The sequence below is a fragment of the Mycobacterium palustre genome (genome assembly GCF_002101785.1).
Lineage (GTDB): Bacteria > Actinomycetota > Actinomycetes > Mycobacteriales > Mycobacteriaceae > Mycobacterium > Mycobacterium palustre.
In genome coordinates, this window is sequence record NZ_LQPJ01000156.1 from 42,404 (window position 1) to 64,652 (window position 22,249).

At 71.1% G+C, this 22,249-nt stretch carries 21 protein-coding genes; 6 read left to right on the forward strand and 15 right to left on the reverse strand.

Annotated elements, in window-relative coordinates:
• Window positions 1-10 precede the first annotated feature (10 nt).
• Window positions 11-1,129: an alanine dehydrogenase gene (ald, locus tag AWC19_RS28280; protein ID WP_085081365.1), complete on the forward strand. Its 1,119-nt coding sequence runs from the start codon at window positions 11-13 to the stop codon at window positions 1,127-1,129.
• On the opposite strand, the gene AWC19_RS28285 is transcribed toward ald, so the two are convergent.
• The 5 genes from AWC19_RS28285 to AWC19_RS28305 form a co-directional block, all read right to left on the reverse strand.
• Entirely contained in the window at window positions 1,126-2,148 is a 1,023-nt protein-coding gene (locus AWC19_RS28285) for a nitronate monooxygenase (RefSeq protein ID WP_085081366.1), read from the reverse strand. The genes ald and AWC19_RS28285 overlap by 4 nt on opposite strands.
• A 60-nt stretch (window positions 2,149-2,208) precedes the next feature.
• Window positions 2,209-3,564 (reverse strand): M16 family metallopeptidase, encoded by a 1,356-nt coding sequence (locus tag AWC19_RS28290; protein WP_085081367.1) that lies wholly within the window; start codon window positions 3,562-3,564, stop codon window positions 2,209-2,211.
• Window positions 3,542-5,830, reverse strand: coding sequence for a polyribonucleotide nucleotidyltransferase (locus AWC19_RS28295; RefSeq protein ID WP_085081368.1), 2,289 nt, complete (start codon window positions 5,828-5,830; stop codon window positions 3,542-3,544). The genes AWC19_RS28290 and AWC19_RS28295 overlap by 23 nt, the downstream gene beginning before the upstream one ends.
• Before the next feature lie 318 nt (window positions 5,831-6,148).
• Window positions 6,149-6,418, reverse strand: a complete 270-nt coding sequence (gene rpsO / locus AWC19_RS28300) for a 30S ribosomal protein S15 (protein ID WP_085081369.1) — start codon at window positions 6,416-6,418, stop codon at window positions 6,149-6,151.
• Between the two features lie 112 nt (window positions 6,419-6,530).
• Window positions 6,531-7,502 (reverse strand): bifunctional riboflavin kinase/FAD synthetase, encoded by a 972-nt coding sequence (locus tag AWC19_RS28305; protein WP_085081370.1) that lies wholly within the window; start codon window positions 7,500-7,502, stop codon window positions 6,531-6,533.
• Window positions 7,503-7,560: 58 nt separating this feature from the next.
• On the opposite strand from AWC19_RS28305, the gene mntR reads away from it, so the two are divergent.
• On the forward strand, window positions 7,561-8,265 hold the full coding sequence (gene mntR / locus AWC19_RS28310) for a manganese-binding transcriptional regulator MntR (protein WP_085081371.1): 705 nt from the start codon (window positions 7,561-7,563) through the stop codon (window positions 8,263-8,265).
• A gap of 84 nt (window positions 8,266-8,349) precedes the next feature.
• Here mntR and AWC19_RS28315 read toward each other — a convergent pair whose 3' ends face one another.
• Genes AWC19_RS28315 through AWC19_RS28335 form a run of 5 tightly spaced genes read right to left on the reverse strand, consistent with a single transcriptional unit; the run spans window position 8,350 to window position 13,388 of the window.
• Complete coding sequence (locus AWC19_RS28315) at window positions 8,350-9,591, reverse strand: acyl-CoA dehydrogenase family protein (protein ID WP_085081372.1); 1,242 nt, start codon at window positions 9,589-9,591, stop codon at window positions 8,350-8,352.
• Between the two features lie 7 nt (window positions 9,592-9,598).
• Window positions 9,599-10,789: a lipid-transfer protein gene (locus AWC19_RS28320; RefSeq protein WP_085081373.1), complete on the reverse strand. Its 1,191-nt coding sequence runs from the start codon at window positions 10,787-10,789 to the stop codon at window positions 9,599-9,601.
• A 48-nt stretch (window positions 10,790-10,837) separates the two neighbouring features.
• Entirely contained in the window at window positions 10,838-11,719 is an 882-nt protein-coding gene (truB, locus tag AWC19_RS28325) for a tRNA pseudouridine(55) synthase TruB (protein WP_085081374.1), read from the reverse strand.
• Window positions 11,716-12,402: a 4'-phosphopantetheinyl transferase PptT gene (pptT, locus tag AWC19_RS28330; protein WP_085081375.1), complete on the reverse strand. Its 687-nt coding sequence runs from the start codon at window positions 12,400-12,402 to the stop codon at window positions 11,716-11,718. The genes truB and pptT overlap by 4 nt, the downstream gene beginning before the upstream one ends.
• Entirely contained in the window at window positions 12,399-13,388 is a 990-nt protein-coding gene (locus AWC19_RS28335; RefSeq protein WP_085081376.1) for a metallophosphoesterase family protein, read from the reverse strand. The genes pptT and AWC19_RS28335 overlap by 4 nt, the downstream gene beginning before the upstream one ends.
• Before the next feature lie 134 nt (window positions 13,389-13,522).
• Here AWC19_RS28335 and AWC19_RS28340 point away from each other — a divergent pair, with 134 nt between their 5' ends.
• Both AWC19_RS28340 and AWC19_RS28345 read left to right on the forward strand, forming a co-directional pair.
• On the forward strand, window positions 13,523-14,098 hold the full coding sequence (locus AWC19_RS28340; RefSeq protein WP_085081400.1) for a DUF3558 domain-containing protein: 576 nt from the start codon (window positions 13,523-13,525) through the stop codon (window positions 14,096-14,098).
• 28 nt (window positions 14,099-14,126) lie between these two features.
• Window positions 14,127-15,839: a CocE/NonD family hydrolase gene (locus tag AWC19_RS28345; protein WP_085081377.1), complete on the forward strand. Its 1,713-nt coding sequence runs from the start codon at window positions 14,127-14,129 to the stop codon at window positions 15,837-15,839.
• Here AWC19_RS28345 and AWC19_RS28350 read toward each other — a convergent pair.
• Both AWC19_RS28350 and AWC19_RS28355 read right to left on the reverse strand, forming a co-directional pair.
• Window positions 15,798-16,358, reverse strand: a complete 561-nt coding sequence (locus AWC19_RS28350) for a DUF1802 family protein (RefSeq protein ID WP_085081378.1) — start codon at window positions 16,356-16,358, stop codon at window positions 15,798-15,800. The genes AWC19_RS28345 and AWC19_RS28350 overlap by 42 nt on opposite strands.
• Complete coding sequence (locus AWC19_RS28355; protein WP_085081379.1) at window positions 16,355-16,624, reverse strand: DUF2277 domain-containing protein; 270 nt, start codon at window positions 16,622-16,624, stop codon at window positions 16,355-16,357. The genes AWC19_RS28350 and AWC19_RS28355 overlap by 4 nt, the downstream gene beginning before the upstream one ends.
• Window positions 16,625-16,667: 43 nt before the next feature.
• On the opposite strand from AWC19_RS28355, the gene AWC19_RS28360 reads away from it, so the two are divergent.
• Window positions 16,668-17,417, forward strand: coding sequence for an enoyl-CoA hydratase (locus AWC19_RS28360; protein WP_085081380.1), 750 nt, complete (start codon window positions 16,668-16,670; stop codon window positions 17,415-17,417).
• Between the two features lie 47 nt (window positions 17,418-17,464).
• On the forward strand, window positions 17,465-18,058 hold the full coding sequence (locus AWC19_RS28365) for a hypothetical protein (protein ID WP_085081381.1): 594 nt from the start codon (window positions 17,465-17,467) through the stop codon (window positions 18,056-18,058).
• Here AWC19_RS28365 and AWC19_RS28370 read toward each other — a convergent pair.
• From AWC19_RS28370 to rbfA, 3 genes are read right to left on the reverse strand one after another with little or no spacing between them, the layout of a single operon-like run.
• Window positions 18,055-20,709 carry an ATP-binding protein gene (locus AWC19_RS28370; protein ID WP_281255323.1) on the reverse strand — a complete coding sequence of 885 codons (2,655 nt, stop codon included), beginning with the start codon at window positions 20,707-20,709 and terminating at the stop codon, window positions 18,055-18,057. The genes AWC19_RS28365 and AWC19_RS28370 overlap by 4 nt on opposite strands.
• Window positions 20,706-21,722 carry a DHH family phosphoesterase gene (locus tag AWC19_RS28375; RefSeq protein WP_372508549.1) on the reverse strand — a complete coding sequence of 339 codons (1,017 nt, stop codon included), beginning with the start codon at window positions 21,720-21,722 and terminating at the stop codon, window positions 20,706-20,708. The genes AWC19_RS28370 and AWC19_RS28375 overlap by 4 nt, the downstream gene beginning before the upstream one ends.
• Entirely contained in the window at window positions 21,697-22,179 is a 483-nt protein-coding gene (gene rbfA / locus AWC19_RS28380; protein WP_085081383.1) for a 30S ribosome-binding factor RbfA, read from the reverse strand. The genes AWC19_RS28375 and rbfA overlap by 26 nt, the downstream gene beginning before the upstream one ends.
• Between the last annotated feature and the right edge of the window lie 70 nt (window positions 22,180-22,249).

The window sequence follows — 22,249 nt, forward strand, 5'->3', positions numbered from 1 at the left end:
CACTCGAGGTATGCGCGTCGGCGTTCCCACCGAGACCAAGAACAACGAGTTCCGGGTGGCGCTGACCCCGGCCGGCGTCGCCGAGCTGACACATCGCGGCCACGAGGTCCTCATCCAGGCCGGCGCCGGGGAGGGGTCGGCGATCCCCGACGCGGAGTTCAAGGCGGCCGGCGCCCAGCTGACCAGCTCCGCCGAGCAGGTCTGGGCCGACGCCGAGCTGCTGCTCAAGGTCAAGGAACCGGTGCCGGCCGAGTACGGCCTGCTGCGCGAGGACCAGGTGCTGTTCACCTACCTGCACCTCGCGGCGTCGCGCGCCTGCACCGACGCGCTGTTGGCCTCGGGCACCACGTCGATCGCCTACGAGACCGTCCAGCACGCCGACGGGACGCTGCCGCTGCTGGCGCCGATGAGCGAGGTCGCCGGCCGGCTCTCGGCCCAGGTCGGGGCGTATCACCTGATGCGGACCCGGGGCGGGCGCGGGGTTCTGATGGGCGGGGTGCCCGGCGTCAAGGCCGCCGACGTCGTGGTCATCGGCGGCGGCACCGCCGGCTACCACGCCGCCCGCGTCGCCGGCGGCATGGGGGCCAGCGTCATGGTCTTCGACGTCAACCTCACCAAGCTGCGGCTGCTCGACGCCGAGTTCGGCGGACGCATCGCCACCCGCTATTCGTCGGCGTACGAGCTGCAGGGCGCCGTCAAGCGCGCCGACCTGGTGATCGGAGCGGTCCTGGTGCCCGGCGGCAAGGCCCCCCGGCTGGTCTCCAATTCGCTTGTCGCACAAATGAAGCCGGGAGCGGTGCTGGTGGACATCTCGATCGATCAGGGCGGCTGCTTCGAGGATTCGACGCCCACCACCCACGACGACCCGACGTTCGCGGTGCACGACACCCTCTTCTACTGCGTGGCGAACATGCCCAGCGCCGTGCCCAAGACGTCGACCTTCGCGCTGACCAACGCGACGATGCCCTATGTGCTCAGGCTGGCCGACCTTGGGTGGCGGGCCGCCTGCCGGTCGGATCCCGCGCTCGCCCATGGGCTTTCGACGCACGACGGGGCGCTGCTGGCCCAGCGCGTGGCCGCCGACCTCGGGCTGGAATACACCGATCCGGCGGGCGTGCTGGCGGGCTAACCGCCCAGGCCGGCCACGATGTCGGCCACCGGCCCGGTGCGCGCCTCCTTGAACGACGTTCCGGCCCACAGGGTCATCCCGTTGGGGTCTTCCCACTCAGTGGCGGCCTGCCGGATCGGCTGCGTCATCTGGTCCACCTCGGGATAGCCCAGCGGGGCCACGGTGTCGAGCCGGCGGATGAATTCGTTTTCCAGGCCGCGCGCATACCGTCCCGAGAATGCCCGCGAGACAATGGTTTTCGCGAACAGCTGGTTCTTCATGGCGGTGCGGTGGGCCTTGCTGGTGCCGGCCTCGTCGGACAGCAGCAGCGCCGTGCCGATCTGCGCGGCCACGGCCCCCCGGCGCAGCACGCCGGCGACGTCCTCGGCGGTACCCAGCCCGCCGGCCGCGATGATCGGCACGTCGCGGTGCGCGCGATGGATCCGGTCGATCAGATCGTGCAGCGACTCGGTGCCCGGCTCCATGTCCGGCGCGAAGGTGCCGCGGTGCCCGCCGGCGTCCGGGCCCTGCACCACCAGGCTGTCGGCGCCGGCGGCCACCGCCACCCCCGCCTCGTAGGCCGAGGTGACGGTGATCATCACCAGCAGGCCCAGCGCGCTCATCCGCCGGATCACGTCCGGCTCGGGCACCCCGAAGGTGAACGACACCAGCTCCGGGCGCAGGTCGGCAACCACCTCGAGCTTGCGCTCCCACTCGTCGTCGTGGCCGTATTCGGGCCGGCCCACCTCCACCTGGTAGTGCTCGGCGATCCCCTCGAGCTCGTCGGCGTAGTAGCCCAGGGCGACCCAGTCCGCGACGCTGGGCTGGGGGACCACGAGGTTGACGCCCAGCGGGCCGGTGGTCATGGCGCGCGCGGCGGTGATGTCCTCGGCGAACCGCTCCGCGCTGAGGTACGCCGACGGGATGAAACCCAGGCCGCCGGCGTTGGACACCGCCGCGGCCAGCGCCGGCGTGCCGGGCCCGCCGGCCATCGGCGCACCCACGATGGGCACGGCGATATCCCAGAAGCCCAGAACCATGGGGCTACTTCGTTGACGGCGAGCGCCGGCACGGCGCGAGTGAGGAGGCGGACATCGGAGTTAGGGTACCATCGCCCGAAGTCGTTGGGGCAGCGATCGTTTCGAGGGATACGGGCCCAGGACGGCGGCGCCGTAGCTCTTGGTCAGCAGGCGGCGGGCCACCGCGTTGACCTCGTCGACGGTGACCGCGTCGATCTGTTGCAGGGTGTGCTCGATGCTGCGGTGTTTGCCGTAGTTCAGTTCGCTGCGGCCGATGCGGCTCATCCGGGAGCTGGAGTCCTCCAGCCCGAGGACCAGCCCGCCGCGCAGCGACCCCTTGGCGATGCGGCATTCCGCCTCGGTGATGCCGTCGCGCGCCACCGATTGGAGCACCTCGCCGGTCACGGCCATCACGTCGGCGAAGCGCTCGGGCAGGCAGGCGGCATACACCGACAGCGCGCCGCTGTCGGCGAAGATGTCCAGCGCCGAATAGACCGAGTAGGCCAGCCCGCGCAGCTCGCGGACCTCCTGGAACAGCCGCGAGCTCAGCCCGCCGCCCAGCGCGGTGTGCAGCACCGACAGCGCCCAGCGATGCTCCCAGCCGCGCCCGGGGGTGCGGACGCCCAGCGACACGTGGGTCTGCTCGGCGTCGCGGTTGACCAGCGTCAGCCCGGGGCGCCCGGCGACCCGGCCGGCGCCCTTGCGCGGGGCGAGGGGCTTGCGGCCGCGCACCAGGTGCGGCCCGAAGTGCTCGCGCACCAACGCGATCACCTCGTCGTGGTCGACGTTGCCGGCCACCGCGACGACCATCCGCTCCGGGGTGTAGCGCCGCACGTGAAACGAGTGCAGCTGGGCCCGCGTCATCGCCGACACCGAGTCCGCGGTGCCGATCACCGGGCGGCCCACGGGGTGGTCGCCGAACAGCGCGCCCAAAAACAGGTCTCCCAGCGCATCCTCGGGGTCGTCGTCGCGCATGGCGATCTCCTCGAGGACGACGTCGCGCTCCAGCTCGACGTCTTCGGCCGCGCAGCGCCCGTTGAGCACCACGTCGGCGACCAGGTCGACGGCCAGGGCCAAATCGCTGTCGAGCACGTGGGCGTAGTAGCAGGTGTGCTCCTTGGCGGTGAACGCGTTCAGCTCGCCGCCGACGGCGTCCATCGCCTGCGCGATGTCGACGGCCGTGCGGGTCGGGGTCGACTTGAACAGCAGGTGCTCGAGGAAGTGCGCGGCCCCGGCCACGGTGGCACCCTCGTCGCGCGAACCGACGCCGACCCAGACCCCGACCGACGCCGAGCGCACCGCGGGCAGGTACTCGGTGACCACCCGCAGGCCGCCCGGCAAAGTGGTGCGGCGCAGCGCGGCCTGGGGTTCGGGTTTCGCTGCGGCGCCGTGGCGGCCCCGCCGCAGCGCGGGGTCAGCTGCTCGCGGTCGCGGCATCGGCAGGGGCGGCCGCCTGAGGGCGCGCGGAGTCGGCGTGGGCTGCGCTGTCTTCCTCGACCAGCACCAGCGAGATCTTGCCCCGCTTGTCGATGTCGGCGATCTCCACGCGTAGCTTGTCGCCGACGTTCACCACGTCCTCGACCTTGGCGATGCGCTTGCCCTTGCCCAGCTTCGAGATGTGCACCAGGCCGTCGCGGCCGGGCAGCAGCGACACGAAGGCGCCGAAATCCGTTGTCTTGACCACGGTTCCGAGGAACCGCTCGCCAACGGTGGGCAGCTGCGGGTTGGCGATCGCGTTGATCCGGTCGATCGCGGCCTGCGCCGAGGGGCCGTCGGTGGCGCCGACGAACACGGTGCCGTCGTCCTCGATCGAGATCTGCGCGCCGGTCTCCTCGGTGATGGCGTTGATGACCTTGCCCTTGGGCCCGATGACCTCGCCGATCTTGTCGACGGGGACCTTGATGGTGGTCACCCGCGGCGCGTACGGGCTCATTTCGTCGGGGGCGTCGATGGCCTCGGCCATCACCTCGAGGATGGTCAGCCGGGCGTCCTTGGCCTGCGCCAGCGCACCCGCGAGGACCTGCGACGGGATGCCGTCGAGCTTGGTGTCGAGCTGCAGCGCGGTGACGAAGTCCTTGGTGCCGGCGCACTTGAAGTCCATGTCGCCGAACGCGTCCTCGGCGCCCAGGATGTCGGTCAGGGTGACGAAGCGGCGCTCGGTGCGGCCGTCGACGTCGACGTCGTCGGAGACCAGGCCCATGGCGATGCCGGCCACCGGCGCCTTGAGCGGCACGCCGGCGTTGAGCAGCGCCAGCGTGGACGCGCACACCGACCCCATCGACGTCGAGCCGTTGGAGCCCAGCGCCTCGGACACCTGCCGGATCGCGTACGGGAACTCCTCGACGCTGGGCAGCACCGGGATCAGGGCCCGCTCGGCCAGCGCGCCGTGCCCGATCTCGCGCCGCTTGGGCGAGCCCACCCGCCCGGTCTCGCCGGTCGAATACGGCGGGAAGTTGTAGTGGTGCATGTAGCGCTTGGTGGTTTCGGGCCCCAGCGAGTCGATCTGCTGGGCCATCTTCATCATGTCCAGCGTTGTGATGCCCAGGATCTGGGTCTCGCCGCGCTCGAACAGCGCGCTGCCATGCGCCCGCGGCACGACGGCGACCTCGGCGCTCAACGCGCGGATGTCCGTGATGCCGCGGCCGTCGATGCGGAAGTGGTCGGTCAGGATGCGCTGGCGCACCAGCTTTTTGGTCAGCGAGCGGAACGCGGCGCTGACCTCCTTTTCGCGGCCCTCGTAGGTCTCGGCGAGGCGCGCGACCACCTCGGCCTTGAGCTCGTCGGTGCGCGCGTCACGCTCGGCCTTGCCGCCGATGGTCAGCGCCTTGGCCAGCTCGTCGGTGGCCACCGAGGCCACCGAGTAGTAGACGTCGTCGCCGTAGTCGGGGAACACCGGGTACTCGCCGGTGGGCTTGGCCGCGGCGTCGGCCAGCTCCTGCTGCGCGGCGCACAGCGCGGCGATGAACGGCTTGGCGGCCTCGAGGCCTTCGGCCACAACGCTTTCCGTCGGCGCCTGGGCGCCGCCCTCGACGAGGGCGATGACGTTCTCGGTGGCCTCAGCCTCGACCATCATGATCGCCACGTCCGGCTTGCCCTGATCACCGGGCTGCTCGCCGACGATGCGACCGGCCACCACCATGTCGAACACGGCCCGCTCCAGCTGCTCGACGGTGGGGAACGCCACCCAGGTGCCGTCGATCAGCGCCACTCGAACTCCCCCGATGGGGCCGGAGAACGGCAGGCCGCCCAGCTGGGTGGACGCCGACGCGGCGTTGATCGCCAGCACGTCGTACAGGTCGTTGGGGTCCAGGCTCAGGATCGTCACGACCACCTGGATCTCGTTGCGCAGCCCGGAAACGAACGACGGGCGCAGCGGGCGGTCGATCAGCCGGCAGGTCAGGATCGCGTCGGTGGAGGGACGGCCCTCGCGGCGGAAGAACGAGCCGGGGATGCGGCCGGCGGCGTACATCCGCTCCTCGACGTCGACGGTCAGCGGGAAGAAGTCGAAGTGCTCCTTGGGGGTCTTGCTGGCGGTGGTCGCCGACAACAGCATGTTCTCGTCGTCCAGGTAGGCGACCACGGCGCCGGCGGCCTGCTGGGCCAGCCTGCCGGTCTCGAAACGGACGGTGCGGGTGCCGAAGCTCCCGTTGTCGATGATGGCGGTCGCCTCGAAGACGCCCTCTTCAATTTCAGCTACAGACATGGGTGTCCGTATGGCCTCTCTCAAGTTATCGGCTTTTTCGCGCGCCCACGCAAAACCCGGAAGAGCACGAGTCTGAATGCGGCTACGGCCATCGATCGAAGCGGCCGACCTGCCCCAGATCCGGAGAGCCCGGCAGCCACTACCGAAGACCGCCCGACGCAGACGGGGCTGCTTGGGGACGTGCATAGCGGCACGCTGGAACGGCACGCGCGGATCTGCGCGAACCGCACCGTTTGCTCGGGGCGAACCGGCCCAGAACACTCCCACTCTACACGGGCGAACGTGGCCCGCCAGAGGGACCGGCGGATTTGCCGGGCGTCAGCGACGCAGGCCCAGCCGCTCGACCAGCGAGCGGTAGCGCTCCACGTCGATCTGCGACACGTACTTGAGCAGCCGGCGCCGGCGGCCCACCAGCAGCAGCAGTCCGCGCCGCGAGTGGTGGTCATGCTTGTGCACCTTGAGGTGCTCGGTGAGGTCCGCGATCCGCTTGGTCAGCAGGGCAACCTGCGCCTCCGGCGACCCGGTGTCGGTCTCGTGCAGGCCGTAGGTGGCCAGGATTTCTTTCTTCTGCTCGGCAGTCAGCGCCACGAATACATCTCCATCGATTGGTCCGCGATCTAAGATTTCACGGCGCGGCCACCGCGAACCGCAGCGCGCGCCGATGTCAACGGGCAGTTTATCAGCCGCGCGCCGCCGACCCTCAATCCGTGAGCAGGGTGCGGGCCCGTTCGGTGTCGTCGCCCATCGCGGCGATCAGGTCCTTCACCGAATCGAACCTGCGCTGCCCGCGGATGCGCGCCACGAAGTCCAGCGCCACGTGCTGCCCGTACAGGTCGGCGGTGGTGTCCAGCACGAAGGCCTCGACGGTGCGGGTGCGCCCGGAGAAGGTGGGGTTGGTGCCGACCGACACGGCGGCCTGGTAACGCTCCCCGGGGATGACGGTGCCGGTCACCGGGCCGTGCCCCAGCACGGTGAACCAGGCGGCGTACACGCCGTCGGCGGGGATCGCCGAGTACATCGGCGGGGCCACGTTGGCGGTGGGAAAGCCCAGCTCCGTGCCGCGCCCCTCGCCCCGGACGACGACGCCCTCGACGCGGTGCGGGCGGCCCAGCGCCTCGGCCGCGGCCACCACGTCGCCGGCGTCCACGCACGAGCGGATGTAGGTGGACGAGAACGTCACGGTCTCGTTGCTGTGGTGCTCGGAGAGCAGCGACATCGCTTCCACCGCGAAGCCGAACCGCTCGCCCGCGCGGCGCAGGGTCTCAACGTCGCCGGCCGCCTTCTTGCCGAACGTGAAGTTCTCCCCCACCACGACCTCCACCACGTGCAGGTTTTCCACGAGCAGCTCGTGGACGTAGCGCTCCGGGGTGAGCTTCATGAAGTCGCTGGTGAAAGGCATCACCAGGAAGACGTCGATGCCCAGTTCCTCGACCAGCTCGGCCCGGCGAGTCAGCGTCGTCAGCTGCGCGGGGTGGCTGCCGGGATAGACCACTTCCATCGGGTGCGGGTCGAAGGTCATCAGCACGGTCGGCACGTTGCGGGCGCGGCCGGCCTTGACCGCGTGCGCGATCAGCTCGGCGTGGCCCCTGTGCACGCCGTCGAACACCCCGATGGTGAGCACGCATCTGCCCCAGTCCGTGGGAATCTCGTCTTGGCCGCGCCACCGCTGCACGACCGCAAGCCTACGGCGCCGCGCCGGATCAGGCCTGGGTTGCCTAGACTTTTTGCTTGTGAGGGCTGATGACGAGCCTGGCGGCATCACCGCGGTCGGCCAGGACTATCTGAAGGTCATCTGGAATGCCCAGGAGTGGTCCACCGACGGCCGCCCCGAAAAGGTCAGCACCAAGATGCTGGCCGAGAAGATCGGGGTGTCGGCCAGCACGGCGTCGGAGTCGATCCGCAAGCTCGCCGAGCAGGGCCTGGTCGATCACGAGAAGTACGGCGCGGTGACGCTGACCGAGGCCGGGCGCCGCGCGGCGCTCGAAGTGGTGCGCCGGCACCGGCTGCTGGAGACGTTTTTGGTCAACGAGCTGGGCTACGGCTGGGACGAGGTGCACGACGAGGCCGAGGTGCTCGAGCACGCGGTGTCGGATCGGCTGGTCGCCCGCATCGACGCCAAGCTGGGGTTTCCGCAGCGGGATCCGCACGGCGACCCGATCCCGGCGTCCGACGGGCAGGTGCCCACGCCCCCGGCCCGTCAGTTGTGGGCGTGCGGAGACGGGGACACCGGGACGGTGGCCCGCATCTCCGACGCCGACCCGCAGATGCTGCGGTACTTCACCGACGTCGGGATCAGCCTCGACTCCCGGCTGCGGGTGCTGACCCGCCGCGAATTCGCCGGCATGATCTCGGTGGCGATCCAGGCCGCCGACGGCGCCGAGAGCACGGTCGACCTGGGCAGCCCGGCGGCCCGCGCGATCTGGGTGGTCGCCTAGCTTCTTTGCTCGCCGAACGTGCTCTCAGGGCGGGATTTTCGCCGATTTGCCACCCTCAGAGCACGTTCGGCGCACGCATGCCGTCTAGCTCAGCAGCCCCTTGGCGATGTGGGTGACCTGTACCTCGTTGCTGCCGGCGTAGATCATCAGCGACTTGGCGTCGCGGGCCAGCTGCTCGACCCGGTACTCGGCCATGTAGCCGTTGCCGCCGAAGAGCTGGACGGCCTCCATCGCGACGTCGGTGGCCGCCTCCGAGGAGTACAGCTTGATCGCCGACGCCTCGGCCAGCGTCAGGGGCTTGCCCGCCCGCTGCCGCTCGATGGTGTGAAACACCATGTTCTGCACGTTCATTCGGGCGATCTCCATCTTGGCCAGCTTGAGCTGGATCAGCTGGAATTGCCCGATGTTCTTGCCCCACAGGGTCCGCGTCTTGGCGTAATCGACGCACAACCGGTGGCATTCGTCGATGATGCCCAGCGCCATCATCGCGATCCCGATCCGCTCGGCGGCGAAGTTGTCGCGCGCGCTCTCGCGGCCGTCCCCCGCCGCGTGCTGCTCGCTCTCCCCGAGCAGGCGGTCGGGGGTCAGGCGCACGTTGTCGAAGAACAGCTCGCCCGTCGGCGAGGACATCATGCCCATCTTCTTGAACGGCTTGCCCTGCGTCAGGCCGGGCATGCCCGCGTCGAGCACGAAGACGAGCACCGGGCGGTTCCGCGTGTCCGCCGAGGCGTCCCCGTCGTCGAGCTTGGCGTAGACGACCAGCACGTCGGCGTAGGGCCCGTTGGTGATGAAGGTCTTCTGCCCGTTGAGGATGTAGGCCCCGTCTGCGTCGCCGGAGCGACGGACGGTGGTCTTCATGCCGCCGAACGCATCCGAGCCCGAGTCCGGCTCGGTGATGGCCCACGCCGCGATCTTTTTCAACGTCACCAGGTCGGGCAGCCAGCGCTCCTTCTGGGCCAGCGTGCCCCGGCTCATGATGGTCGCCGCGCCGAGTCCGAGGCTGACCGACGCGGTGCTCAGCAACCCGATGCTCACCCGGGCCAGCTCGGACACCAGCACCGCGATCATCGACGCCTGCGCGCCGCCGCCGAAACCGCCTGTGTCCGACCGCTTTTCGGTCTCCCCCGAGCGCTCGCGCTCCAGCATCGACTTGACCGATTCGGCCGCCATCGCATCGAGACCGAACTGGCTGAACAGCTTGCGGGCGATCGGGTAGGGCGACAGCTCACCGCTTTCCAGCTCGTCGAGGTGCGGGCGGATCTCCTTGTCGACGAACTGGCGGACGGCGTCCCGGACCATCAGGTCCGTGTCGGACCATTCGAACATGGCGCCCTTAGCGTTCGGCGCGCTGGTAGGCGGTCACCACCGCGGCGCCGCCGAGGCCGATGTTGTGCTGCAGCGCCGCGGTCACGTTGTCGACCTGGCGCGCCTCGGCGGTGCCCCGCAGCTGCCAGGTCAGTTCGGCGCACTGCGCCAAACCGGTGGCGCCCAACGGGTGTCCCTTGGAGATCAGCCCGCCCGACGGGTTGACCACCCAGCGCCCGCCGTAGGTGGTGTCGCCGTTGTCGATCAGCTTGGGCGCCTCGCCGGGGCCGCAAAGGCCCAGTGCCTCGTAGAGCAGCAGCTCGTTGGCCGAGAAGCAGTCGTGCAGCTCGATCACCTGAAAGTCCTCGGGGCCCAGCCCGCACTGGTCGTAAACGCGTTGCGCCGCTTGCACGTTCATGTCGTAGCCGATGAGGTTCTTGGCGCTGCCGTCGAACGTCGAGGAGAAATCGGTGGTCATGGCCTGCCCGACGATTTCCACCGCCTGGCCCGCCAGGCCGTGGCGGTCGACGTAGGCCTCCGAGGCCAGGATCGCCGCACCCGATCCGTCCGAGGTGGGCGAGCACTGCAGCTTGGTGAGCGGGTCGGAGATCATCCGCGCCGCCAGGATGTCGTCAAGCGTGTAGGACTCCTGGAACTGGGCGTAGGGGTTGTTCACCGAGTGCTTGTGGTTCTTGTAGCCGATCTTGGCGAAGTGCTCGGCGGTGGTGCCGTACTGGCGCATGTGCTCGCGGCCGGCGGCGCCGAACATCCACGGCGCGACGGGCATCGCGAACTCGTCGATCTCGGCCATCGCCTTGATGTGGCGGCCCATCGGCGATTCGCGGTCGGAGGCGCCGCCGCTCAGCGCGCCCGGTTGCATCTTCTCGAAGCCGAGCGCGATCGCGCAGTCGACGATGCCGCCGCGGATGGCCTGCGCCGCCAGGAACAGCGCGGTCGAGCCCGTGGAGCAGTTGTTGTTGACGTTGACGATCGGGATGCCGGTCATGCCGAGCTCGTAGAGCGCCCGCTGCCCGGACGTGGAATCGCCGGCGACGTAGCCCACGTAGCCCTGCTCGACGTCGCGGTAGTCGATGCCCGCGTCGGCCAGCGCGTTGGTCCCCGACTCGCGCGCCATGTCCGGGTAGTCCCAGCCCTCGCGGCGGCCCGGCTTCTCGAACTTCGTCATACCGACGCCGATGACGTAAACCTTGTTGGACATACCACGCACCTCCGCACGGGCTCGAGACGATCCGCGCCCAGCCTATGCCTACAGCGTCGCCGGGCGGATCACCACCACCGACCTGGTCCTGTCCCCCTCGTCGCGCAGCAGCGCGATCACCCGGCCGTCGGGCGCGGTCGCGGCGTAGATGCCCTCGATCCCGGCCGGCCTCAGGGCCCGTCCGTGGCCGGCGGCCGCGGCCTCCTCCGACGTGAGGTCGCGGCGGGCGAACATCAGCAGGCACGCCTCGTCGAGCGTCAGGCTCAGCCGGGGCCGCTCGGCCAGCTCATCCAGGGACACGGCCTGGTCCAGGGCGAGGCGGCCGACGCGGGTGCGCCGCAACGACGTCAGGTGCCCGCCGACGCCCAGCGCGGCGCCCAAATCGCGGGCCAGCGCGCGGACGTAGGTGCCCGAGGAGCAGTCGACCTCGACGTCGACGTCGATCAGGTCGCCTTCGCGGCGCACGGCCAGCGCCTCGAACCGGTCGACGCGCACCGGCCGCGCCTCGAGCTCGACCGACTGGCCCTCCCGCACCAGCCGATACGCGCGGCGCCCGCCCACCTTGATCGCGCTCACCGCCGACGGCACCTGCAAGATGTCGCCACGCAGCCCGGCCATCGCGTCCGCGATCGCCGAGTCGGTCACGTGCCTGGTCGAAACATGGTGCAGCAGTTGGCCTTCGGAGTCTTCGGTGGACGTGGCCTGGCCCAGCCGGACGGTGGCGGCATAGGACTTCGACGCGGCCGTCAGCAGGCCGAGAATCTTGGTGGCGCGGTTTACGCCGATCACCAGGACGCCGGTGGCCATCGGATCCAGCGTTCCCGCGTGCCCCACCCGGCGGGTCCCGAAGATCCGCCGGCACCGGCCCACCACGTCGTGACTGGTCATCCCCGCCGGCTTGTCCACCACGACGATGCCGGGGCCGGTCATAGCACGATCGCGGTCAGCACCAGCCCACGCTCGACCGACCAGCGGCCCCGCAGCGCCGCGAGCGGCGGCCCGGACAGCGCCTGCGGATCGATCAGGATCTTGGAGACGAACACCCCGGTGGTTCCCCCGCCGGACGCATCGACGTCGAACGCGATGTGCGCGTCCTCGAAACCCAGCCAGCGCTTGGTCAGCGGAAACCAGGCCTTGTACGTCGCCTCCTTGGCGCAGAACAGGATCCGGTCCCAGTGCAGGCCGTTTGGCAGCGCGGCGATCTCGTGCCGTTCCTCCTCGAGCGCGATCGCGCCCAGCACGCCGTCGGGCAACACGTCGTGCGGTTCGGCGTCGATGCCCACCGAGCGCACGGCGGGGCTGCGTCCCACCACCGCGCCGCGGTAGCCCGCGCAGTGCGTGAGGCTGCCCACCACGCCGTCGGGCCAGCACGGTTCCCCCTTCTCGCCCTTGAGGATCGGCACCGGCGGCACGCCCAGGTTGCCCAGCGCGATGCGCGCGCAATGGCGGACGGTGATGAACTCGTTGCGCCGCTTGACGACCGACTTGGCGATCAGCGGCTCCTCCTCGGGCAGCGGCGCCAGCCCCGGGGGGTCGGAATACACCTCGGCGTAGGCCAGGTCCTGCGACACCGTGTCGGGCAGCACCGCCGACACCAGCATGCGGCCCGTCATCGGGACTGCCGCTGCCGCAACCGTTCCCGGAACTGTTCGGCCTGGCGGCGCATCTCGGGCGTGATGACGAAGTGACCGCCGAAGTCGTTGAGGTAGCCCGGCGCGTACTGGGGGTCGGGCAGCACCTGCCGCAGCCAGCTGTAGGGCTTGCGGCGCCGCCACTCCCGCGGGTAGCCGACCGACACCTCCTCGAAGCGCACGTCGTCATACCAGGTGGTGCGCGGGATGTGCAGGTGCCCGTAGACGGAGCAGACGGCGTTGTAGCGGGTGTGCCAGTCGGCGGTCTTGGTGGTGCCGCACCACAGCGAGAACTCCGGGCAGAACAGCGCGTCGCAGGGCTCTCGGACCAGCGGGAAGTGGTTGACCAACACCGTCGGGGTCATCCAGTCGAGCTCCTCGAGGCGGGCGCGGGTGACCGACAGCCGCTCGCGGCACCACGCCTCCCGGGTGGGATACGGCTCGGGTGAGAGCAAAAACTCGTCGGTGGCCACCACGTTGCGTTCCCGGGCGATGGCCAGGCCCTCGGCTTTGCTCTGCGCCCCCTCGGGCAAGAAGGTGTAGTCGTACAGCACGAACATCGGCACGATCGTGGCCGGGCCGCCGCGCTCGGTCCACACCGGGAACGGGTGCTCGGGCGTCACGATGCCCAGCTCGTCGCACAGGTTGACCAGGTAGTCGTAGCGGGCCCGGCCGAAGACTTGCACGGGGTCGCGGCTGGTGGTCCACAGCTCGTGGTTGCCCGGCACCCAGATCACCTTCGCGAACCGCTTCCGCAGCAGGTCGAGCGCCCAGCGGATCTCGTCGGTGCGCTCGGCGACGTCGCCGGCGACGATCAGCCAGTCGTCGGGCGAGGACGGGTACAGCGATTCGGTGACCGGCCTGTTGCCCAGGTGGCCGGTGTGCAGGTCGGACACCGCCCACAGCGTGGGTTGGCCGGCCGGCGGCGCGCCGTTCGCCGATTGCCGCCCCGCCTGATGGGAAACCACGAGGAACCAGCCTAACGACCCGTCGGACCAGCCGGTTGCGCCCAGCCCCTTGCCCGGCCGGATTAGAACGTGTTCCCATTTCCCTGTCGGCTTGTAACTCCCGGCGCAGGACCGCCGCGGGATCAGGGGGTGTGGTGATCGCCAAGCTGCGACTGATCGGGGCGCTGGGCGCGCTGGCCTCGTCGCTGATCGTGGGTTGGCACAGCGCCCCGGCGGGGCCGGGCCGCGGCGGGCCCGTCGAGCTGCGGTCGACCGCCCAGCCGATGGAAACCACCATGAAAAGCCCCATCGTGGCGACGACCGACCCGCGCCCCTTCGACGCGTGCGAGGACATCCCGTTCGACACGATCCAGGGCCTGGGCCTGGCGTTCACGCCGCCCGAACACGAGGACGGCCTGCGCTGCCACTTCGACGCCGGCAACTACCAGCTGGCCGTCGAGCCGATCATCTGGCGCACCTACGAGCAGACCCTGCCCGCCGACGCCATCGAGACCACGATCCAGGGGCACCGCGCCGCGCAGTACTGGGTGATGAAGCCGACCTACCACAACAGTTACTGGTTCTACTCCTGCATGGTCGCGTTCAAGACCAGCTACGGCGTGCTGCAGCAGGCGCTGTATTTCTCGACGGTCTACTCCAACCCCGAGGTCGACTGCATGTCGACCAATGTGCAACGCGCCAACGACCTCGCGCCCTACTACAAGTTCTGAAGCGACCCGCCCATCTAGCCTGGGGGTCGTGAGTACCACGACGACCCGGCCGGCGCAGCCGAGGCTGGGCACCCTGCGGCAGTTCGGCGGCAACGCCCTGAGCCGGGTGTTGGGCCTGGCGCGGGCGACGAGCGACTACGCCGTCGAGCGCGTTTCGGTGCCGATGCGCGACGGGATCGCGCTGGTGGCCGACCACTACGCGCCCGCCACGCTGAACCCGGCCGGCACCCTGCTGGTGCGCGGGCCGTACGGGCGGAACTTCCCCTTCTCGCTGGTGTTCGCGCGGCTGTACGCGGCCCGCGGCTACCACGTCGTGCTGCAGAGCGTGCGGGGCACGTTCGGGTCGGGCGGGGTGTTCGACCCGATGGTCAACGAGGCCGCCGACGGCGCCGACACCGTCGCCTGGCTGCGCGGACAGCCCTGGTTCACCGGTCGCTTCGGCACCGTCGGGGTGTCGTATCTGGGATTCACGCAGTGGGCCCTGCTGTCCGACCCGCCGCCCGAGCTGGCCGCCGCCGTCATCACCGCGGGCCCGCACGACTTCAACGACTCGGTGTGGGGCACCGGCTCGTTCGCCGTCAACGACTTCCTGGGCTGGAGCGACCTGGTGTCTCACCAGGAGGACCCGCAGCGGATCCGGGTCGCGCTGCGCCAGCTGCAGGCCCGCCGGCGGGTGGCGCAGGCGCTGGCCGAGGTGCCGATGGGCGCCGGGGCGAGGGCGATGCTGGGCGACGGCGCGCCGTGGTTCGAATCGTGGCTCGAGCACCCCGAGCGCGACGACCCGTTCTGGAATGCGCGGCGGTTCGGCGCCGCGCTGGACCGGGCGCGGGTGCCGGTGCTGCTGATCGGGGGCTGGCAGGACATCTTCTTGCGGCAGACGCTGCAGCAATACCGGCGGCTTCGCGAGCGCGGTGTCGACGTGGCGCTCACCGTCGGCCCGTGGACACACACCCAGCTGCTCGGCAAGGCCCTGGCCACCAGCGCGCGCGAGTCGCTGGACTGGCTGAACCACCACCTGGGCGGCGCGGCTTTGCGCCGACCCAGCCGGGTCCACGTGTGCGTGACCGGCCAGGGATGGCGCAACCTGCCGGACTGGCCGCCCGACACCACCGAACGCGCCCTGTACCTGCGTCCCGGCGGCCACCTGGGCGAGACGGCGCCGACGGACCTGAAGGGCTTGGCGCCGGCCAGGTTTCGTTACGACCCGGCCGACCCGACGCCGACCACCGGCGGTCCGCTGCTGGCCCCCAACGGCGGCTACCGCGACGACAGCGCGCTGGCGCTGCGCGACGACGTGCTCGCGTTCACCAGCGTCACCCTGACCCAGGACCTCTACGTCTACGGGAACCCGGTCATCGAGCTCAGGCACTCCTCCGACAACCCCCACGTCGACCTGTTCGTCCGGGTCAGCGAGGTCGGCGCCGCGGGCCGGTCCCGCAATGTCAGCGACGGCTACCGCCGGCTCGCGCCCGCCGGAAAGACCGCCAGGCGGACGGTGCGGATCGAACTCGACGGCATCGCCCACCGGTTCCGCGCCGGCTCGCGCATCCGGGTGCTGATCGCCGGCAGCTGGTTCCCGCGCTACGCGCGCAACCTGGGCACCGACGAACCGGTGTTGACGGGCCGGCAGTCCAAGCCCGCGGTCCACGCCGTGCACTACGGGCGCTCCCGGCTGCTGCTGCCCGTCGGGCCCGCCGAGCTAGCCGACCGCCTCGCGGACCCGCAGGGCCACCTCGGCTAGCGCGGCGTCGTCGTGCACCGGGGACGCCAGGCGCGGGGCCAGGGGCAGCTGCACCCAGCTGGTGCAGCCCGCGTACTCGGGGGCGCGCGCGATGGGCACCGGCTCGGCCAACGGGATCACCAACACCACCAGCACCGCCAGCTTGTGTTTGGGCCGGAAGTCCAGCCGGTCGGCGCGCACCGACTCGGCCGTCCAGATGTGCAGGTCCTCGATCTCGCCGAGCCCCTCGGGGCGGTTGACCTCTTGCGCGGCAACCACTTTCGCTGCGGCCCGCAGGATCACCCGCTGCTCGCCCGAGTCGGCTGCGCCGGCCTGAAGCAGGTCGCGGTGCTCGGGCCGGACGCGCTGCGCGTGGCTGTGGGCGACCGTCGGGAACAGCAGGAACTCCCGGGCCGCCAGCTCGAACCGCTTCTCGCCGATGCCGCCCTTGCGCAGCAGCACGCGCTGCCGCCCGTTTAGCAGCGCGTGCACCGCCGCGCCCCACTCCTTGAGCGCCGGGACGGTCGCGGCCTGGGTCATCGCGCCCCTGCGAGGCGGGCCACCACCTCCGGCCGGCGCAACGGCGGGACCGTCTTCGGCGGCTGGCGCCGCGGCGGCAGCGCCCGCAGCAGCCGCGTCGTGGTCTCGGTGATCTCGGCGACGGCCGCCTCGAAGACCCCCGAGTTGGCGGTCGTCGGGCGGGTGATGCCGCTGACCTTGCGCACGTACTGGCGCGCGGCCGCCGCGATCTCCTCCGGGGTGGCCGCCGGCTGCAGGCCGCGCAGTTCGGTGATGTTCCGGCACATGGCTCAACGATAAGCGCGCCAGGCGACCCTTTACCGTGATGGCATGAGCGACGACATCCTGCTGATCGACACCGACGAGCGGGTGCGCACCCTGACGCTGAACCGGCCCCAGGCGCGCAACGCGCTGTCCGCGGCGCTGCGGGACCGGTTCTTCGGCGCGCTCACCGACGCCCAGGCCGATGACGACGTCGACGTCGTCATCGTCACCGGCGCCGACCCCGTGTTCTGCGCGGGGCTGGACCTCAAGGAGCTGGGCGGCCAGGCCGCGTTGCCGGACATCTCCCCGCGGTGGCCCGCGATGAGCAAGCCCGTGATCGGCGCGATCAACGGCGCAGCCGTCACCGGCGGGCTGGAGCTGGCCCTGTACTGCGACATCCTGATCGCCTCGGAGCGGGCCCGGTTCGCCGACACACACGCCCGGGTGGGCCTGCTGCCCACCTGGGGGCTGACCGTGCGGCTGCCGCAGAAGGTGGGCGTCGGCCTGGCCCGGCGGATGAGCCTCACCGGGGATTACCTGTCGGCCGCCGACGCGCTGCGCGCGGGGCTGGTGACCGAGGTGGTGCCCCACGACGAGCTGCTGCCGACGGCTCGCCGGGTCGCGGCGTCGATCGTCGGCAACAACCAGGACGCGGTGCGGGCGCTGCTGGCGTCGTACCACCGGATCGACGACACCCAGACCGGCGCGGGGCTGTGGCTCGAGGCGACCGCCGCCCGGCAGTTCCGCACCAGCGGCGACGACATCGCCGCCAACCGCGAGGCCGTGCTGCAACGCGGGCGGGCCCAGGTGCGATAACCAATAAGATCCCCCAAGCGGCCCCCAAGATTCAGCAGGAGGAAACCATGAGCAGTGGCGGCCTCGGAATGGGGGCCCGCACCGCGCGGGCCTTCGGCGGCCTGACCCTGGCGGCCTGCGCCATCGCGGCGCCCGCCCCGCGGGCCGGCGCCCTGCCGCCCGCCGGGTTTCCCAACCTCGACGGCTTTACCGCCGTCCCCGCGGACGGCTACCTGGCGGCCGCCGGCCCCGGCTCGACGCCGCGGGTCAGTTTCGCTGCCACGCCAACCCTGGTCTGCGACTTCTACGGCGGGCCGGCGCCCGCGCCGCAGCCGTCGCAGGACATCAAGTGCAGCGGCGACGTGCCGGGGCTGAACGACATCTCGTTTCCGGGCGGCGGCCACCCCAAACCCGGCGATTGCGTGGTGGGCCAGGTGAACTTCAAGGGGCCCGGCTACGAACTGAGCCGCATGTCCTACGGAGGATGCCAGGGCAGCCCGCCGCCGCTGCCGTCCGCGGCCAAGGCGCTGGGCGTGGGCCAGAAACTGTCGTACCTCAACGTCACGTGCGCCGTCGGCGCCGACGACCTCGTCGCCTGCCTGGACGCCACCAGCGGCGACCACGGCTTCGTGCTGCAGCGCTCCGGCAGCTGGGCGTTCTAGGGGATCGCGGGTTGCTGGCGCAGCGCGTGGGCAGCCTGGATCCGGTTGTTGACGCCGAGCTTGGCCAGGATGGCTTCGACGTGGTGCCCGACGGTCTTCGGGCTGAGGTGCAGGGCGGCGGCGATCGCGGTGTCACTGTGGCCGGCGGCCAGCAAGTCCGCGACCTGGCGCTGGCGCTGCGTCAGCCGGTGGGGGTCGGTTTTGCTGTGCCCGACGGGACCCCGAAGCGCGGGGCCGCGGATCTCGGAGAGGCGCTGTCGCGCGCGGCGAGCCGCCGCCCGCGCACCGAGCCGGCGGAAGGCCGCGAACGCCGCCTCCACGGCGTCGATGTCCCCGCCGAGTTGCGCGATCGCGGCGTCGTACGGGCAGCCGAGGCGGGTCCATTCGGCGGCGGCGGCTTGCCAGGCACCGCTGACCTCCAGCTGGTACGGGGTTTGCGGGCCGGTGGTGGCCGGGTCGGCGCATGGGGTGCCGGTCAGGTGAAGCCAGCGCAGCAGGCGGCCCGTGATCCACGGGTCGGCCCGGGGGCCGGCCGCCCGCAGCGCGACCGCGGCCTCGGCGGCGGCGCGCTCGTCGTCACCGGCCAGCCAGGCGATCTCCGCCCGCGCGGCCCAGCCCGCGCCGAACAGAAAGAAGTCACCCGGTCCCGCGTCGGCAACGGGCGCGTCCAGCGCCGGCCCGACCGGCTTTTCGCCCCGGCGCGCTCGCACCAGCGCCGCGACGGTCCGCGGGATGATGGCGTTCACCAAGGCGACGCCGGGACGGGTGAGGACGTCTTCGGCTCCCGTCATGGCGCCGCCCCAATCACCTCGATGCAGCGCGACCAATGCGGCGGTGCCGACGGCCATCGGTTGGTAGGCGCCCAGCTCGTTGTCTTCGCAGAATGCCGACATGTCGTCGACGTAGCGTCGCGCGCGGTCGAGGTCGTGGTGCAGCGCTGCCGCCCAACACATTCCGGCGCCGACGAGCCCGACGTGTTCGGCCATCTCTTCTTCGGCCATGGCCGCATGCCAGGTGGCCTCGCAGACGTCCCACCGGGCCCCGCCACCGAATATCGACGCCAGCTCCGCGAAGCAACGGGCCCGCAACACCACCCCCGGTTCACCGATCTCGGTGCCCAAGGCCGTTGCGCGCTCGGCGTATTCGGCGCATCCGGGGTCATAGGAGACCGCGGTCAAATGCACCATGTTGGCGAGAGCCCAGGCCAGCTGCGGCGTGGGGCCGCAGTCCTGCAGCAGCCGCACCGAGGACCGCGCCGCCTCGATGCCCTCGACGGCATGACCCGACGCGCCCCACAGCATCTGAGAAAGCAGCCGCAGGTTCTCGCCCTCGCCGAGCCGGTCGCCCATTTCGCGGCGAATCTCGATGGCCTCGCGCCAGAGCCCCGCGGCCGCCTCGGCTTCGCCCGACAGGTAGCAGGCAAACGCGTGCCCCTCGATCCACGCCACCCGCTCCTGCGGCGGGATGGTGCCGGCGCGGCTTCGTACCAGGGCATACAGCTGGGCCGCCTGTCGATGGGCGCCGAGCTGCGCGGCGCGCCGTGCGCCGGCGACGCCATAACGCACCACCGCATCGTCGTCACCGGCTTGGTCGGCGTGAAAAGCCAGGGCCGCGAGCCGATCCGGCTCGACCGGCGGGTCCGCCAGCGCGGCCATCGCCGCCGAATGCAGCGCCCGACGCCGGCGACCGGGGATCTGGTCCAGCGTGGCGCGCCGCGCCAGCTCGTGGCGGAACTCCACCACGCCATGGTCGGCGTCCAATACTCCGGCACGCAGGCATTCGTCCAGGGCCGACAGCGCGTGTGGGCAAACCTTTTCCACGAGAACGCATTCGGCGCGGGGCCCGCATACCGCCGCCGCGTATACGGTGTCGCGCGCCGCGTCCGACAACCGGGCCAGCCGACCCCACACCGCCTCGGCGACGCTGCGCGGCAGCGCGTCGCCGCTTTCCCGGTCTTTGGCCGCCGCCAGAATCTCGGTGACATAGAAGGGGTTTCCGCCGGTCAAACGGTGCAGATCGGTAGCGTTGAGGTCGCTGCCGCCGGCCAGCGCGACCACCGCGTCGCGACTGAGCGGGTTCAGCCGGATGCGGGTGATGGCCGCACAGGTGGCCACGTCACCGAGCGCGACCGTCAGCGGATGCTGCGGGCCCACCTCGTCGTCGCGGTAGGTCATCACCAGCAGCAGCGGCAGTGATCCGATGCGCCGCCCGATGAAGCGCAGTAGGTCAAGGGTCGCGCCGTCGGCCCAGTGCACATCCTCGATCACCCACACCCACCGCGCCCCGCCGCGCAAGACACACAGCAGCTGGCGGTAAACCGTGGCGCTGTCACCCTCCGCCAGCGCGCCGGTCAGATCGGCCGCCGCGCGCCGATCCATTCCGGCCAGCGCATCGATGAGCGGGCCCAACGGCCTGGGCGAGCTCAGCGGCTCGCACCAACCTTGCAGCACCCGCACCGGCTGGCTCATCTCGGTCACGAACTTGGTGACCAACGCGGTCTTGCCGATACCGGCCTCGCCCCGCATCAACACCACGTGGCCCGGCGTGCGCCCGACGCGTCGCACCAACGCATTCAAGCGCCGTAATTCGGAGTCACGTTCGAGCAGGCGGCGGATCGTGTCGCGGCATCCGCTGTTTGGCCCGCCCGTCACCCCAGGGCCGCTCGGAGCGACGCCACCACCTCGTCGGCCGCGCCGGCGGTCGAGTACCCGGCGGCCAGCCGGTGCCCGCCGCCGCCGAACGTCGAGGCGACCGCCGCCAGGTCCACCTCCGCCTTGGCCCGCATCGACACCGACCACTGCGTCGGGGCGACCTCCTTGAAGACCGCCGCCACCTCGGCCTGCTGGGTGGTGCGCACGATGTCGACGATGCTTTCGACCTCCTCCGGGCGGGAGCTGATCCAGTCCCGATGCTCGACGACCGCGTAGACCAGGCCCCGGCCGCCGACCGCGTCCGGCAGCAACCGCGCCGAGCCCAGCACGCGCGACAGCAGCGGCAGCCAGCCGAACGGGTGGCTGTCCAGCAGCGCCCGGCTGATCGCGGCGTTGTCCACGCCGACGTCGACCAGCCGCGCCGCCAGCCGCAGGGCGCGGGCGCTGGCCCAGCGGAACGACCCGGTGTCGGTGGTCAGGCCCGCGTAGATGCAGTGCGCGACGTCCGGCTCGATCGGCTTGCGCCACGCGTCGAGGATGTCGGCGATCATCATCGTGGTGGAATCCGCCGACACGTCGATGAAGTTGGCCGTGCCGAACAGGTCGTTGGTGGCGTGGTGGTCGACGACCAGCAGCCGGCCGGCGCCACGGGCCACGTCGCTCAAGGCGCCCAACCGGTTGACGCTCGGAACGTCAACGGTGACAACGAGATCCACGTCGCGGCGCATCTCGTCGGGGCTGACCAGCAGGTGACACCCGGGCAGCGACGCCAGCGACTCGGGCAGGCTCGCGGGCGCGGCGAAGCTGACCTCGACCCGCTTGCCGCAGTCGTCCAGCACCAGGGCCAGCGCCAGGCCGGCGCCGATGGTGTCGGCGTCGGGGTGCACGTGGGCGATCACCGCGACCGTCTCGGCCTCCGACAGCAGTTCGACGGCGCCTTGCGCGTCCACGGAAACCCCCCGTGTGCCCGGTGGGGCACCCGCGCGGTCAGTTCGCGGGTCGGTCGTGGTCACCGGTGCTCCCGTCGAAGGCGTCGCCAGAACCCCCGGCACGATACGGGTCGGCCTCCCCGGCGGGTTTGGCACCCGAGCGCACTTTGGCCAAGTCGGCGTCCGCCGCGCGGGCGCGCGCCAGCAACTCGTCCATCCGCTGCACGGTGTCGGCCGTGGTGTCGCGGGTGAACGTGAGGGTGGGGGTGAAGCGCACGCCCGTGCCGGCGCCGACCTTGGTGCGCAGCGCACCCTTGGCGCGTTCCAGCGCGGCCGCCGCGGCCGCGTAGTCGGGCTCCTCGTCGAGCGTGCGGCCCATCACCGTGTAGAACACCGTCGCGTCGTGCAGGTCGGCGGTCACCTTGGCGTCGACGATGGTGACCCCGTCCAGCCCCGGATCCTTAATCTCGAACTCGATCGCCGAGGCGACGATCGTGAAGATCCGCTTGGCCAGGCGGCGCGCCCGGGCGGGATCAGGCATTGAGATTCACCGCCTCTCCTCCGCAAGCGGGGGTACCCCCACCTCATCACACAATCTCTTCTGCCCCTTC